This window comes from Acinetobacter sp. Tol 5, assembly GCF_019702905.1.
In the GTDB taxonomy this organism is placed as follows: Bacteria; Pseudomonadota; Gammaproteobacteria; order Pseudomonadales; family Moraxellaceae; genus Acinetobacter; species Acinetobacter bereziniae.
Genome location: NZ_AP024708.1, coordinates 584,570 through 599,897, shown reverse-complemented (window position 1 = coordinate 599,897; position 15,328 = coordinate 584,570). Strand labels below are relative to the sequence as shown.

8 protein-coding genes, 2 tRNA genes and 2 rRNA genes are annotated in these 15,328 nt (G+C 40.7%); 3 read left to right on the top strand and 9 right to left on the bottom strand.

Annotated elements, in window-relative coordinates; all coding sequences use genetic code 11:
* Nucleotides 1–42: 42 nt before the first annotated feature.
* Nucleotides 43–1,833 (bottom strand): acyclic terpene utilization AtuA family protein, encoded by a 1,791-nt coding sequence (locus tag TOL5_RS02850; RefSeq protein ID WP_046759551.1) that lies wholly within the window; start codon nucleotides 1,831–1,833, stop codon nucleotides 43–45.
* A gap of 167 nt (nucleotides 1,834–2,000) precedes the next feature.
* Between TOL5_RS02850 and TOL5_RS02845 the strand changes: the two genes are divergently transcribed.
* Together TOL5_RS02845 and TOL5_RS02840 are read left to right on the top strand one after the other, a co-directional pair.
* Entirely contained in the window at nucleotides 2,001–2,600 is a 600-nt protein-coding gene (locus TOL5_RS02845) for a TetR/AcrR family transcriptional regulator (protein WP_010591459.1), read from the top strand.
* A gap of 89 nt (nucleotides 2,601–2,689) precedes the next feature.
* The gene (locus TOL5_RS02840; RefSeq protein ID WP_227543951.1) at nucleotides 2,690–3,100 is read left to right on the top strand and encodes a hypothetical protein; all 411 of its coding nucleotides are present in this window, start codon (nucleotides 2,690–2,692) and stop codon (nucleotides 3,098–3,100) included.
* Nucleotides 3,101–3,154: 54 nt separating this feature from the next.
* Here TOL5_RS02840 and TOL5_RS02835 read toward each other — a convergent pair whose 3' ends face one another.
* The 3 genes from TOL5_RS02835 to TOL5_RS02825 form a co-directional block, all read right to left on the bottom strand.
* Complete coding sequence (locus tag TOL5_RS02835; protein ID WP_046759553.1) at nucleotides 3,155–4,324, bottom strand: acyl-CoA dehydrogenase family protein; 1,170 nt, start codon at nucleotides 4,322–4,324, stop codon at nucleotides 3,155–3,157.
* 74 nt (nucleotides 4,325–4,398) lie between these two features.
* Entirely contained in the window at nucleotides 4,399–5,568 is a 1,170-nt protein-coding gene (locus TOL5_RS02830) for an acyl-CoA dehydrogenase family protein (protein WP_046759554.1), read from the bottom strand.
* 74 nt (nucleotides 5,569–5,642) lie between these two features.
* Entirely contained in the window at nucleotides 5,643–6,806 is a 1,164-nt protein-coding gene (locus tag TOL5_RS02825; protein ID WP_009586411.1) for an acyl-CoA dehydrogenase family protein, read from the bottom strand.
* 194 nt (nucleotides 6,807–7,000) lie between these two features.
* Here TOL5_RS02825 and TOL5_RS02820 point away from each other — a divergent pair, with 194 nt between their 5' ends.
* Nucleotides 7,001–10,357 (top strand): DEAD/DEAH box helicase, encoded by a 3,357-nt coding sequence (locus TOL5_RS02820; protein ID WP_121773930.1) that lies wholly within the window; start codon nucleotides 7,001–7,003, stop codon nucleotides 10,355–10,357.
* Nucleotides 10,358–10,849: 492 nt separating this feature from the next.
* Here TOL5_RS02820 and TOL5_RS02815 read toward each other — a convergent pair whose 3' ends face one another.
* The 5 genes from TOL5_RS02815 to TOL5_RS02795 form a co-directional block, all read right to left on the bottom strand.
* A complete protein-coding gene (locus tag TOL5_RS02815; protein WP_009586409.1) occupies nucleotides 10,850–11,434 on the bottom strand; it encodes a hypothetical protein in 585 nt (194 codons plus the stop codon).
* A 113-nt stretch (nucleotides 11,435–11,547) separates the two neighbouring features.
* Nucleotides 11,548–11,662 (bottom strand): 5S ribosomal RNA (rrf, locus tag TOL5_RS02810).
* Nucleotides 11,663–11,832: 170 nt separating this feature from the next.
* A 23S ribosomal RNA gene (locus tag TOL5_RS02805) occupies nucleotides 11,833–14,723 on the bottom strand.
* 357 nt (nucleotides 14,724–15,080) lie between these two features.
* Nucleotides 15,081–15,156: transfer RNA gene (locus TOL5_RS02800), tRNA-Ala, on the bottom strand.
* Nucleotides 15,157–15,200: 44 nt separating this feature from the next.
* A tRNA-Ile gene (locus TOL5_RS02795) sits at nucleotides 15,201–15,277 on the bottom strand.
* Nucleotides 15,278–15,328: the final 51 nt, after the last annotated feature.

Below are 15,328 nucleotides of genomic sequence, written 5' to 3'. Positions count from 1 at the left end.
CCTCTGCTTGATCAAGGCAAAGAATTCCACCTTGCCAGAAACTTATACGGGCTTTAAATGTTTAGGAATTTTGACAGGCATATCCAACAGTTGTTGTGCAAAAGCTTTGCCTTGCGGATCAATACGTAAACTGGCAATTCCACCGCCACCCAGTGCATTTTCCAGCATAAAATTCAGCGCATTCAATCCGGGGATTTCATAACGAATGACTTGAGATTTTTGTGGGTCTAACACATGCTGCATATATGCTTTGACATTTTCTTCAGTCAAGTTGGCACGAATCCAAGGCAAATATTCAGCTTGACGTGCAATCACCCCAATATTGCTATGGTTACCCTTGTCTCCACTACGCGCATGAGCGATTTCAACCAAAGGAACCGTTATTTCCTGACCTGAGAATTGGGCAATGTCTCCAACAGGCAATACATCATAGGTCTGTTCATTTGAACCTGATGGAATTTCAACTTTATGGCGCTGTCCAGCAATATCTATTTCTATATTGAGTGTTGATTTGTCCACTAAGAATGAAAAGAGTTTTATCACGGGTGAGGCTTTAGGGCGACCGCCAACGATGCCTGCCAGTGCAGGTGCCATTCCTGTAGATGCTTGTGCAATTTCCGAAGCAAAAAACAGACATGCTTCTTTAAACATATGTTTTACTGCAATTTTGACCACGACTTCACGGCTTTGAATAGGTTTTGCATTGCCCCCATAAGTACTTTCAGTGCCCAATATCTCAACAGACTTTTCAGAAAATGGCGGCACTGAACGTAAAGCTAAAACACGTTCGCATTTATTAAGGATCGCATCTGCAATCACCTGAGCTTTTTCTGGTGCTTCACGCCCTGCGATCAAAAAGCTTACCAACACCCGATATCCATCTGGGTAAGTTGCACTGACCTTATATTGCTGAGTGGGCGCTCGACCTTTTGCACCAATAACCAAAACCCGATCCTGTTCGAGTTGTTGTAATTTTACTTGGCTAAAATCCGCAGTGACATCGGGTAGTAAATAGGCTTGAGGATTACCGATTTCATAAACAATTTGTTCAGCAACTGTCGCAGTCGAAACCAGTCCCCCTGTACCTTTGGGTTTAGTTACAATGAATGAGGCATCGGATTTAACTTCAACAATCGGAAATCCCATATTGTCAAAACCTTGGACCAAACGCCAATCGGTGAAATTCCCCCCTGTGCATTGCGCACCACACTCAATGATATGACCAGCCAAAGCACCTTGGGCAAGTTTGTCATAATCATCAAAAGACCATTGATATTCATGCAATAAGGGTGCAAGTACGACAGCAGAGTCCACCACCCGTCCTGTAATCACAATATCTACGCCTTGATCAAGAACATCGCAAATTGGAATTGCACCGAGATAGGCATTACAACTTGCAAGCTGATCGGGTAAGTTTTCTCCACTAAACATTTCTTGAATATTTTGTGCTTTTAAAGTGGTCTGTTGAGCGAGTAAGTCATCTCCCAATACCACAGCAATTTTTAAATTTAAGCCTTGAGCATCAATCACTTTTTGCAAAGCATCACGACAAGCCAAAGGATTCACACCACCTGCATTGCTGATCACTTTAATATTTTTATCGCTGATTTTTTTAAGTAATGGTGTCATCACGCGACTAACAAAGTCTAAAGCATAGCCATGCTCAGGATTGACCATCATCGCTTTTGCCATGATTGACATGGTGATTTCAGAAAGGTAATCAAACACAAGGTAATCAATGTCAGACATATGTACCAGTTGAAATGCGGCAGTATTGGTATCGCCCCAGAAACCTGAGGCACATCCAATTTTCACAATACGCTGATCGTCCATTTTCACACCTATCTTGTTTTGATTGTTCTGAATAAAATTTATGCATCAATTTACCAAGCAAGCGCTTGGTTTGTAAAGTGCAAAATGTTATCCTGAATTGGCAAATGTGTTAAAACGCATTTCAAACAATAAAAAAATGGCTTAACTTTATGGAAAAAAATGATCCGATGATCGCTAATTCAATCAATGATATTCAACCGATTGCCTGTTTTGATGACAGCCCTAGAGGTCGTTTATTGCTGGGTGCTGCTTACCTTTTTCACAAACAAGGTTATGCCAAAACAACTGTGCGTGAGTTAGCCAATTTTATTGGAATTCAATCAGGTAGCTTGTTTCATCATTTTAAAAGTAAGGATGATATTCTTGCCCATGTGATGCAACAGACCATTATTTATAATCATGCTCGTCTGTTGGATGCGATTAAAATATCAGATGATCCTGAGCAACAATTGAAACACTTAATTAAAGCTGAACTGATCTCTATTAGCGGCGATACAGGTTCAGCGATGGCTGTTCTGGTTTATGAATGGTTTGCTTTATCTAAACCAAGACAGGATGAGTTGCTTAAACTTCGCAATGCTTATGAAGATATTTGGCTGACTGTGATTGAAAAGCTACGTGAACTCAATAAAGTCCAACATGATGCTTTTATTTGGCGTCGCTTATTGGGGGGTGCAATTGCTTGGACAGTCACGTGGTATAAACCCAACGGTAAAATGACAATGGATGAATTGACTGAAACCGTTTTAAGTATGGCTTTGAAATAAATGTTGGTTGATTTCTCTGCGTCAATTTCTTATTTTTTGAAATTCGAAATAAAATAAGTTTTGTTTTCATGATAAAACTGACAAAAATAATGTTTAAAACATACTCTCAACGATACATTACCGCTTCGGCAATTCACGCATTGGCTCAACGCTTTAATTTACCCTATGATGCTTTTATGCAAGATTGGGAATATGAGGTTGCTGACCCAAATCGTATTGATGAATTTATAGATGCTTATCTTTCAAATGAACTCAATGAAGACGAAAAATTTGCACTGATGGAAACGATTTTACAATCGTTTGAGGAGTCTTCTAAAACGCTAGATTCAGATCAGCAATGGAACACAATTCTTCAGCTTTTAGAAGATAACCTCGACATTCATGCAACGACGATTTGTTATTGGGCATGTGGAAATTCAGCTTACACGCTGTGTTGGAGAATAACGCCCGACTTACGGAAAATTAAACTTCGAAATCATTTAAAAATTACCCCAAAATAAAAGAGATTCTCCTTTGGCATATCATCATAAATAGATCATTTAATTTGCAAAAAATCAAAACCCCAACTGCTTACTGATCAAATCCTTCATGATTTCTTCTGCACCACCGCCAATCATATTAACCTTCACTTCACGGTAGATTCGCTCAGACTTCGTTCCACGCATAAAGCCCATTCCACCAAGCGTCTGTACCGCGGCATCTGCACAAAATTGCATGCATTGTGTTGCAACATTCTTCGACATACAAATCTGTGCGATTAAATCACTTCCCTGTAATTCAGCTTTACCCATACGATAAGCTGTATCTTCCAACAGTGCACGCGTATAGGTTAAACGCGTTGCCATATCCACCAGTTTATGACGTACCACTTGATGATCAACCAAGCGTTTACCAAAAGTTTTTCGATCTTTAGACCACTGTAAAGCTTCTTCATAACATACCAACGCATAACCATATGCCATAGAAGCTAACCAAAAACGCTCCATATTAAAGTTTTTCATAATCACTTTAAAACCTGCGTTTTCTTCTCCTAGAAGATTTTCTACAGGCACTTTGACCTGATCAAAATGCAAATGGGCAGTATCTGAAGCCCACCACCCCATTTTCTTTAACGGAGATTTGGTAATACCTTCACTATGCGCATCCACCAATAGCATCGAAATTCCATTGGCACCTTTTATTTCTGGATTGGTTCTTACAGCAACGGTGTAATAGTCAGCTCGCATGCCTGAAGTAATAAAGGTTTTTTCTCCACTGAGCAGGTAAAAGTCACCGTCTCGTATCGCTTTAGTTTGTAAGGCAGCAACATCTGAACCACCAGTAGGTTCAGTGATTGCCAGCGCAGAAATTTTCTCGCCTGCAATAATTTGTGGCATCACTTGGTCACGAATATGAGGCTGTGCAAAATAATGGATCGGAGGCGTTCCTATGGTATGAATCATCAGTGAGATATGTACTCCGCCTGAACCCGCTTTAGCTGTTTCAACTGCTGCAAGGAACACATGAAATGCATCTGCATATGGTATTCCGCCATGATCTTCATCAAACCCTAAACCTAGTAGTCCTATGGATGCAGCTTTTTGATAAAGTTCTCGTGGAAAGCTTCCCGCCTCATCCCATTCATTGACATAAGGGCTAATTTCTTTTTCCACGAACTTCTTCACACTATCAGCAAATGCACGATGTTCAGCGGTGTAGTAAATCGGGTTATTTAAATGATCCATCTCTTGTTGTTCCCTGATTATTTTTATGACACTTTATTTTCCATACAATACTATCTTAACCAATTACTCAAATTCTAATAACCCAATTGACGACTGGCGAGATCTTTCATGATTTCTTCTGCGCCTCCGCCAATCATATTCACTTTAACATCGCGATAAATACGTTCAGACTTCGTTCCACGCATAAATCCCATCCCACCCAAAGTTTGTACTGCTGCATCTGCACAAAATTGCATGGTCTGCGTTGCCACATTTTTTAGCATGCAGATTTGAGCAATCAATTCATTGCCCTGCATCTCAGGTTTCCCCAGACGATATGCTGTATCTTCTAGTAAAGCCAGTGTAGTGGTAAGACGAGTCGCCATATCCACAAGTTTATGACGAACCACCTGATGATCTAACAAACGCTTGCCAAAGGTTTTACGTTCTCGTGCCCATTCCAAGGCCTCCTCATAGCAAGTTAGTGCAAAACCATAACTACTTGCAGCAAGAAAAAAACGCTCCATATTAAAGTTATTCATAATCACCAAAAACCCCATATTTTCAGCACCTAATAAATGATGTGCTGGAACACGGACTTGATCAAAATGTAAATGTGCAGTATCTGAAGCCCACCACCCCATCTTGTCCAATTTTGACTTGCTAATGCCTTTGCTATGGGCATCAATCAATAACATTGAAATACCATTTGGACCTTTGGCATCTACATCCGTACGTACAGCGACCGTATAGTAATCTGCACGAATGCCCGAAGTAATAAACGTTTTTTCCCCACTCACGATATAATCATCACCATCTCGTAGTGCTTTAGTTTTCAACGCCGCGACATCTGAGCCACCAGATGGTTCGGTGATGGCTAAAGCGGAGATTTTCTCACCTGCAATAATTTGTGGCATCACTTGGTCACGAATATGAGGCTGTGCAAAATAATGGATCGGAGGCGTTCCAATGGTATGAATCATCAGTGAGATATGTACCCCGCCTGAACCCGCTTTAGCTGTTTCAACTGCTGCAAGGAACACATGAAATGCATCTGCATCTGGTATTCCTCCATGATCTTCATCAAACCCTAAACCCAGTAGTCCTATGGATGCAGCTTTTTGATAAAGTTCTCGTGGAAAACTTCCCTCCTCATCCCATTCATTGACATAAGGGCTGATTTCTTTTTCCACAAACTTCTTCACACTGTCAGCAAATGCACGATGTTCAGCGGTGTAGTAAATCGGGTTATTTAAATGATCCATCTCTTGTTGTTCCCTGATTATTTTTATGACACTTTATTTTCCATACAATACTATCTTAACCAATTACTCAAATTCTAATAGCCCAATTGACGACTGGCGAGATCTTTCATGATTTCTTCTGCGCCTCCACCAATCATATTCACTTTAACATCACGATAAATACGTTCAGACTTCGTTCCACGCATAAACCCCATCCCCCCCAAAGTTTGTACAGCTGCGTCTGCACAAAATTGCATGGTCTGCGTTGCCACATTTTTTAGCATACAGATTTGAGCAATCAATTCATTACCCTGCATTTCAGGTTTTCCCAGACGATAAGCTGTATCTTCCAATAAAACCAGTGTGGTGGTAAGACGAGTCGCCATATCCACAAGTTTATGACGAACCACCTGATGGTCTAACAAACGCTTGCCAAAGGTTTTACGTTCTCGTGCCCATTCCAAGGCCTCCTCATAGCAAGTTAATGCAAAACCATAACTACTGGCAGCAAGAAAAAATCGTTCCATATTAAAGTTATTCATAATTACCAAAAACCCCATGTTTTCAGCACCTAATAAATGATGTGCTGGAACACGGACTTGGTCAAAATGTAAATGCGCAGTATCTGAAGCCCACCACCCCATTTTGTCCAATTTTGACTTGCTAATGCCTTTGCTATGCGCATCAATCAATAACATTGAAATACCATTTGGACCTTTGGCATCTACATCCGTACGTACAGCGACCGTATAGTAATCTGCACGAATGCCCGAAGTAATAAACGTTTTTTCTCCACTCACGATATAATCATCACCATCTCGTAGTGCTTTAGTTTTCAACGCCGCGACATCTGAGCCACCAGATGGTTCAGTGATGGCTAAAGCGGAGATTTTCTCACCTGCTAAAATCTGCGTCAGCACTGTCTCTTTAATTTCATCTGAAGCAAAATGATTGATCGGCGGTGCGCCAATTGAATGTGACAATAAAGAAGCGCACAAACCGCCTGAACCAGTTTTAGCAAGTTCAATGGAAGATAAAAGGACATGAAAAGCATCAGTTTCAGGTATTCCACCATAGCGTTCATCAAAACCTATGCCTAACAAGCCAATTTCAGCTGCTTTTTGATAAAGTTCTTTTGGAAATGTTTCAGCTTCTTCCCACTCATTGATATGTGGCATTAACTCCTTTTGAACAAACTTACGAACTGAGTCTGCAAAGGCAAAATGCTGATCTGTATAGTAAATTGGGTTATGTTTCATCTTGATGTGCTTCCCAGCATTATTTTTAAAAACTTATACTGACAGATTTTAAAGCATTTAAAGTTGCAGAAATGATCAATTTATAATTAAAAACATGTCAATTTTGCTGAAAACTCATGTATTAATTTCAGCTTCCATTTCAAAAATCCGTTACACTCTTAATAATTTCATTTTAATTTTTAGCTCTAGAAATAATGGCGACACTGAATCAATTTTTATCTCGTTTTAGCCCGGCAACTATTCAACGAAGCTTGAGTTATGTCAAAAAAATTGATCTTAAATCTCTAGAAATTTATCCTGACCGTGACAATTTAGTGATAGAGGCACAAGTTCAAGGGACCGACTATTATGAAACGGCAGTTATTTATAATCCGTTAAAAAATCAGATCGTCGATACCGACTGTAGTTGTCCTGTAGCCTATGATTGTAAACATGCGGCAGCATTAGCCCGTTATTTTTATGATCAAGAAATGTCGAATGCACTGAGTCGACAAAATTTAAACCATTCAGAGCAAACTTCAGCAACAGCCAATCAAACTGCACATGGCACAGCAAAAGCTTGGTTAAATCAATTTAAACAACAATTGGCTCAAATTCAGCCAGCCACAAAAAAAACACCGCATCAACTGGTATATATTTTTCAGGCCAAAAATAATTCGGCTCAACTGCAACTTTGCGTATACAAAGCTCGCCATAATAAAGATGGAAAAATTCGTGATACAGCACTGTATACCAGTTATGACAATGTGCTTAATGAACGCCTAAAAGTCAGTCCAGAAGAAAAGAAAATCTTTAGTCACCTCTATTTTTTTGCAAAGTTAAATTTCAATAATGCCCATTTTTATCCTTCATCATGGGATATTTCGGGTATTTATCAGGAACATCTTAAAACTGCAATTTTGAGTGGTGATTGTTATGGACTGGATGTACAAAGACCAGCATTAACTTGGTCTGAACAGAACTATAAAATCGAATTTAATTGGCAATCTAAACCTGAGCAACAAACTGAAAAATTAAAAGCACATTTTTTTGATGATCAACAATTAAAAATTACCGGTGAACATGCACAACATATTTATATTATTCATTCTCACCCTTTAAGCTATTTAGATTTGTTCAAAAACCAAGTGGGTGCGCTTGAATCTTCATATTCTAGTGAAATGATTGAAGAACTGCTGAACATGCCTCAGATGCCTGTTGAACTTATGCCTGAATTTCAACAAGCCATCCAACCTTATTCATGTTTTGAAGATTTTCCACAAGCTCAATCTACACAAAATGTAGATATCCTAACTGGCAAACCAACGCCAATTTTACGTTTTGGTACGCATCCACAATATGATCGCTTAGGTCATATGCACCACTATGCTTTTGCAGAAATCGAATTTGAATACCAAGCTGGAAGAATCAAAGCTGGTTTTCCAGATGAATGTTTTGTCAGTAACGTCCAACAAAAAACGGTACGACAACAACGTGATCTTGTCATAGAAAAACAATATATTGCGACCTTAATGGACGCTATTCCATCCCTACAATGGATCACCAAAATACCGAAAAGCAAGAGACCTGCGTTTGATAACATTACTGAAAAATCAATTATTTGTGCAGATCCTACTGCATGGATTGATCAACTGATTCCTGAAAATAAAATTGAACTTCTCGGTTGGAAAGTTGAGCACACTGCCGATAGCCAATTCAACTTACGCGCCACACAAAATTTGCAGTTATCTTTAACCGAATCTGAAAAAAAGCAAGATTGGTTTAATGTTGGCGCAACCATTCAAGATGTACATGGGCAAACTTATAATTTAATCGACTTATTGGGCTACGCCATTCAACATAATCCTCATCTCTTAGAAGATGATTATATTGCACAAATGAAGGATGAAAGTTTTCTCATTGTTCATTTAAGAGAAGCTCAGTCTCAATTGGCGTTAAAGGTTCAGGACATCAAACCTATTTTGATTTATCTGAAAGAAATTTTACGCCATCCAGAGTCTGCCTCATTAGACCAATACGATGCTGCACAATTTTTGGATTTACAACATCATTTGGGCATGCCGTGGCAAAGTAGCGAACGGTTACAAATATTTGCTGAGAAGTTGCAAAGTAGTTATCAACATCAAATTGCGACACCTGAAGGCTTTCAAGGAGAATTACGTCCTTATCAACAGCAAGGTTTAGCATGGTTACAGTTTTTACGTGAAACTGAACATGGCGGTATCCTCGCCGATGACATGGGCTTAGGTAAAACAGCTCAAACACTTGCGCATATACTGATAGAAAAACAAGCAGGGCGATTGAAACAACGCCCAGCCTTGATTATTGCACCCACATCTTTAATGCATAACTGGCGTAAAGAAGCTGAAAAATTCACCCCTGAATTAAAGGTTTTAGTCCTTCAAGGTCAAGATCGCTTGGAATATTTTCAAGATATTAACAATGCGGATGTGGTACTAAGTACCTACCCATTAATTGGTCGTGATGAAGAATTTTTATTGCCACACCAGTACCATTTACTGATTCTGGATGAAGCACAAAACATCAAAAATCCACGGGCTAAAGCATCTCAAGTAGTTCGTCAAATTAAGGCTAAACATCGTCTGTGTTTGACTGGAACACCGATGGAAAACCACTTAGGTGAATTATGGTCTTTATTCCATTTCCTTATGCCTGGTTTTCTTTATAGCCAAGAATTATTTAATAAAAAATATCGAAATCCTATTGAAAAGCATGCTGATATTCCAACAAAAGTTAAGCTTGTTTCACGTATTAAACCATTTATGTTGCGCCGCTTAAAAACAGAAGTTGCCAAAGAACTTCCAGAAAAGACCACAATTGAAGTCAATATTGACATGAATGAACAGCAATCTAAACTCTACGAGGCTGTTCGTGCAACAATGCAAAAGAATATCCGAGAACTCATTGCAGCCAAAGGTTTTCATCGTAGTCAAATCCAGATCTTGAGTGCCTTACTCAAACTTCGACAAGTATGTTGCCATCCTAGCCTTTTACAGCTTGATCAAATTAAAAATCAAAATGTCGAATCTGCTAAGTTGGATCATTTATTAGAAATGGTCCAAGGCATGGTTGAAGAAGGACGCAAGATTTTAATTTTTTCTCAATTCACAACCATGCTTCAACTCATTGAAGAACATTTAAAAGCATTAAATATTCGAAATGTAAAATTGACAGGACAAACCAAAAAACGTGATGAAGTGATTACTGCATTCCAATCAGGAGAAATTCCTGTTTTCCTGATCAGTTTAAAAGCGGGTGGCGTTGGACTAAACCTAACTGCTGCGGACACTGTAATTCACTTTGATCCATGGTGGAACCCTGCTGCTGAAGATCAAGCTTCAGATCGTGCATGGCGAATCGGTCAAGACAAACCTGTCTTTGTTTATAAACTGATTACCAACCAAAGTATCGAAGAAAAGATTTTAGCCTTACAGAAAAATAAAGCTGATCTTGCCAAATCTGTATTGAGTATTGATCATGAAAATGAAGTGAAATTGTCTGAAGATGATGTCATGAGCTTGTTGGATTGAAACTAAATACCTAGTTAAGCATTACTTTTTATCTAGCCAATGCTTTCATTCAGCATGGAATTTTGCATAATATCCACGAGTAAATGCTTATTTAAATTGTTAACAGCAATTTTCTAATCCGTTCAATGTAAGCATTTACCTACAACTTCTGCCGAACTTAGCGAATATACGGCTGCTTTAAATTCACCTATTCTATCGTTATCGGGAACAGGAAGTTTCCCAGACAAAACAACAATAACCAAGTGTCTGAGCATCAGGAACGTGAGATTCGACAGGAGTCAGATCTAACACACCAATACGAAGAAAACCCCATCAGGATGATGGGGTTTTCTTTTTGTATTCAATTATTTATTAAAATCTTCTATAAATAAAAAAACGAGATTGAATCTTCATCATATTCTTGATGCTCCCACTCCCTTTGAGAAATGATTGGGATAAGTGGCTATTAGTAATAACTCAATATTTCTTATCATTAACATTGAATCAATACTTTTAAAAGTTGACTAGTTTTAGAGCTTTGTTAAGCTCTCTACCTCTTTCAGCAATCCTATATTGTAGATTTTGTACATGTTGATTAATCTCCTTACCAGCTTCTAAAACTTTTGATAGATTTTCGTGCCATCCTTGGTTATTTGCTTTAATGTCAATTTGCATAACACTTTCCTGATACCCCCAAAAACAGTTTGCTTGACCAAATATTTTTCTTATTGAATCAGACATTTCGGGATAATATAAATCTGTTATTGCATGTGCATCATGAAGACGATTACAGTTTTCAATATATCTTTTACGGAAATCTGTAAGTTCAGTCTCTGGTAATTTGATATAGCTCATGGTTTGTGAATTTTCAAAAGAAATGATTGAGAGAATTTTATGCAATATCTCCAATTTTTCCCGTTCTAAAGAAACTTCATCCTTTAATCGCTCATTGGCTAAACGATCCAATTGAAGCTGAATATCTTTCTCGGAATTTTTTTGTGCTATTTTTAATTGAATTCCACTAGTATAACGCGCAACGATATAACCAAACAAAGCAGTAATCGTAGCGCCTAAAAGTATATATATTTCTTTTTCCATTTCAACATCCTTACTCTATTCTTGTATTAAACTGATTATCAACATTATTTTCTTTGATTTACGCATAAAAAAACACCCACAACATTTTAGTTGAGGGTGTTTTAAGAATTAAAAGCTGGCGATGACTTACTCTCACATGGGTAACCCCACACTACCATCAGCGCTAAGAGGTTTCACTTCTGAGTTCGGGAAGGGATCAGGTGGTTCACTCTTGCTATTGTCGCCAGCAAACTGTTATGGACTTTTTCGGGTCTTATGGGTATGCCTTACTTTGTTCCAAATGAGTTTAACAGAAGAACATTTGAGTTGGTTATTGTAACTAGCTTTACAACTAAATCAAGTATCTTTGATCTTTTATGAATCAAATGATGCTTCATATACAACTGCTTGGGTGTTGTATAGTCAAGCCTCACGAGCAATTAGTATTGGTCAGCTTCATGCGTCACCGCACTTCCACATCCAACCTATCAACGTCGTAGTCTTCAACGGCTCTTTAGAGGACATAAAGTCCTAGGGAAATCTTATCTTGAGGTAGGCTTCCCGCTTAGATGCTTTCAGCGGTTATCCCTTCCGAACATAGCTACCCGGCGATGCGACTGGCGTCACAACCGGTACACCAGAGGTTCGTCCACTCTGGTCCTCTCGTACTAGGAGCAGATCCTCTCAAATTTCCAACGCCCACGGTAGATAGGGACCGAACTGTCTCACGACGTTCTAAACCCAGCTCGCGTACCTCTTTAAATGGCGAACAGCCATACCCTTGGGACCTGCTTCAGCCCCAGGATGAGATGAGCCGACATCGAGGTGCCAAACACCGCCGTCGATATGAACTCTTGGGCGGTATCAGCCTGTTATCCCCAGAGTACCTTTTATCCGTTGAGCGATGGCCCTTCCATACAGAACCACCGGATCACTAAGACCTACTTTCGTACCTGCTCGACTTGTGGGTCTCGCAGTTAAGCGCGCTTTTGCCTTTATACTCTACGCGTGATTTCCGACCACGCTGAGCGCACCTTCGTACTCCTCCGTTACTCTTTAGGAGGAGACCGCCCCAGTCAAACTACCCACCAGACATGGTCCTCGTCCCGGATAACGGGACAGAGTTAGAACCTCAATATTACCAGGGTGGTATTTCAAGGATGGCTCCATAGCAACTGGCGTCGCTACTTCTAAGCCTCCCACCTATCCTACACAAGTAAGATCAAAGTTCAATGTCAAGCTGCAGTAAAGGTTCACGGGGTCTTTCCGTCTAGCCGCGGGTACACCGCATCTTCACGGCGATTTCGATTTCACTGAGCCTCTGCTGGAGACAGCGCCCCCATCATTATGCCATTCGTGCAGGTCGGAACTTACCCGACAAGGAATTTCGCTACCTTAGGACCGTTATAGTTACGGCCGCCGTTTACTGGGGCTTCGATCAAGAGCTTCGCTTACGCTAACCCCATCAATTAACCTTCCAGCACCGGGCAGGCATCACACCCTATACGTCCACTTTCGTGTTTGCAGAGTGCTATGTTTTTAATAAACAGTTGCAGGGGCCTGGTTTCTGTGGCTGCCAATAGCTCAAGGAGCAAGTCCTATCACCGTCAGCAGCGTACCTTCTCCCGAAGTTACGGTACCATTTTGCCTAGTTCCTTCAGCAGAGTTCTCTCAAGCGCTTTGGTCTACTCGACCTGACCACCTGTGTCGGTTTCGGGTACGATTCCTGTGTAACTGAAGCTTAGAGACTTTTCCTGGAAGCATAGTATCAGCCACTTCACGAGTAAACTCGCTTGCTATCAGTTCTCAGCATAGAGCACCCCGGATTTGCCTAAGATGCATGCCTACAACCTTTCACCTGGACAACCAACGCCAGGCTGACTTAACTTTCTCCGTCCTCTCATCGCATTACACAGAAGTATTGGAATATTAACCAATTTCCCATCGACTACGCCTCTCGGCCTCGCCTTAGGGGTCGACTCACCCAGCCCCGATTAACGTTGGACTGGAACCCTTGGTCTTTCAGCGAACGGGTTTTTCACCCGTTTTGTCGTTACTCACGTCAGCATTCGCACTTCTGATACCTCCAGCATGCTTCTCAACACACCTTCATCGGCTTACAGAACGCTCCCCTACCACGTATACAATGTATACATCCGCAGCTTCGGCATATAGTTTTAGCCCCGTTACATCTTCCGCGCAGGCCGACTCGACTAGTGAGCTATTACGCTTTCTTTAAAGGGTGGCTGCTTCTAAGCCAACCTCCTAGCTGTCTATGCCTTCCCACATCGTTTCCCACTTAACTATAATTTTGGGGCCTTAGCTGGCGGTCTGGATTGTTTTCCTCTTGACTACGGACGTTAGCACCCGCAGTCTGTCTCCCGGATAGTACTCATAGGTATTCGGAGTTTGCATCGGTTTGGTAAGTCGGGATGACCCCCTAGCCGAAACAGTGCTCTACCCCCTATGGTATTCGTCCGAGGCGCTACCTAAATAGCTTTCGGGGAGAACCAGCTATCACCGAGTTTGATTAGCCTTTCACCCCTATCCACAAGTCATCCCCTGGCTTTTCAACGACAGTGGGTTCGGTCCTCCAGTTAGTGTTACCCAACCTTCAACCTGCTCATGGATAGATCACCCGGTTTCGGGTCTATACCCAGCAACTAAACGCCCTATTAAGACTCGATTTCTCTACGGCTCCCCTATACGGTTAACCTTGCTACTGAATATAAGTCGCTGACCCATTATACAAAAGGTACGCAGTCACCAAACAAGTTGGCTCCCACTGCTTGTATGCATGCGGTTTCAGGATCTATTTCACTCCCCTCACAGGGGTTCTTTTCGCCTTTCCCTCACGGTACTGGTTCACTATCGGTCAGTCAGGAGTATTTAGCCTTGGAGGATGGTCCCCCCATATTCAGACAAGGTTTCACGTGCCTCGCCCTACTCGTCATCATTATATGTGCACTTTCGTGTACGGGACTATCACCCTCTACGGTAGCACTTCCCAGAGCTTTCCGCTAATACACATATAACTTAATGGGCTGATCCCCGTTCGCTCGCCGCTACTGAGGGAATCTCAATTGATTTCTTTTCCTAAGGGTACTGAGATGTTTCACTTCCCCTCGTTCGCCTCGCATGACTATGTATTCATCATGCGATACCTACCTTATGGTAAGTGGGTTTCCCCATTCAGAAATCTCCGGATCACAGGATATTTGCCGCCTCCCCGAAGCTTATCGCAGGCTATTACGTCTTTCTTCGCCTCTGACTGCCAAGGCATCCACCACATGCACTTAATTACTTGACTATACAACCCCAAACAGTCGTTAATCCCTACAAGGAGGATCAACAATGTGGATTTAACCACTTCTATTTGTTGCTTGTGAACTTAATCACTGTACAGCTTCAATTTAATTCATATACCAAAACGCTTGATTCAGTTTTATCGCTAGTTCTCATTTCACTCCACATTAACAATTGCTTGTTAAGCTTCATAAAACGAGTTAAACAATTATTTCAACTCAAATATATTCTGTTAATGATTCTCTACCGCCTCGTCAGCAAGTAGTTCACTGTGATAAATCACAGAAGTTAATAAACTCTATAAACTTCAGTTCATTAATTTCTATAATCAATCTTTTTTTATCAGGTAACTGCGTAGTAGTGGTGGAGACTAGGAGAGTCGAACTCCTGACCTCCTGCGTGCAAAGCAGGCGCTCTACCAACTAAGCTAAGTCCCCAGCTTAAGATCTTAATATATCTGCTCTTCTGTGTTCAGTAGACTTGGTGGGTCTGACAAGACTTGAACTTGTGACCCCACGCTTATCAAGCGTGTGCTCTAACCAACTGAGCTACAGACCCTCAGATACATCAATGAAGAACAACTTGTTGTGGATTCTTACCAATCGTCAA

What these genes read in the sequence shown, in the direction of transcription:
- TOL5_RS02850 (WP_046759551.1), bottom strand. Translation starts at nt 1,833, where the DNA reads ATGGACGATCAGCGTATTGTGAAAATTGGATGTGCCTCAGGTTTCTGG.
- TOL5_RS02845 (WP_010591459.1), top strand. Translation starts at nt 2,001, where the DNA reads ATGATCGCTAATTCAATCAATGATATTCAACCGATTGCCTGTTTTGAT.
- TOL5_RS02840 (WP_227543951.1), top strand. Translation starts at nt 2,690, where the DNA reads ATGTTTAAAACATACTCTCAACGATACATTACCGCTTCGGCAATTCAC.
- TOL5_RS02835 (WP_046759553.1), bottom strand. Translation starts at nt 4,324, where the DNA reads ATGGATCATTTAAATAACCCGATTTACTACACCGCTGAACATCGTGCA.
- TOL5_RS02830 (WP_046759554.1), bottom strand. Translation starts at nt 5,568, where the DNA reads ATGGATCATTTAAATAACCCGATTTACTACACCGCTGAACATCGTGCA.
- TOL5_RS02825 (WP_009586411.1), bottom strand. Translation starts at nt 6,806, where the DNA reads ATGAAACATAACCCAATTTACTATACAGATCAGCATTTTGCCTTTGCA.
- TOL5_RS02820 (WP_121773930.1), top strand. Translation starts at nt 7,001, where the DNA reads ATGGCGACACTGAATCAATTTTTATCTCGTTTTAGCCCGGCAACTATT.
- TOL5_RS02815 (WP_009586409.1), bottom strand. Translation starts at nt 11,434, where the DNA reads ATGGAAAAAGAAATATATATACTTTTAGGCGCTACGATTACTGCTTTG.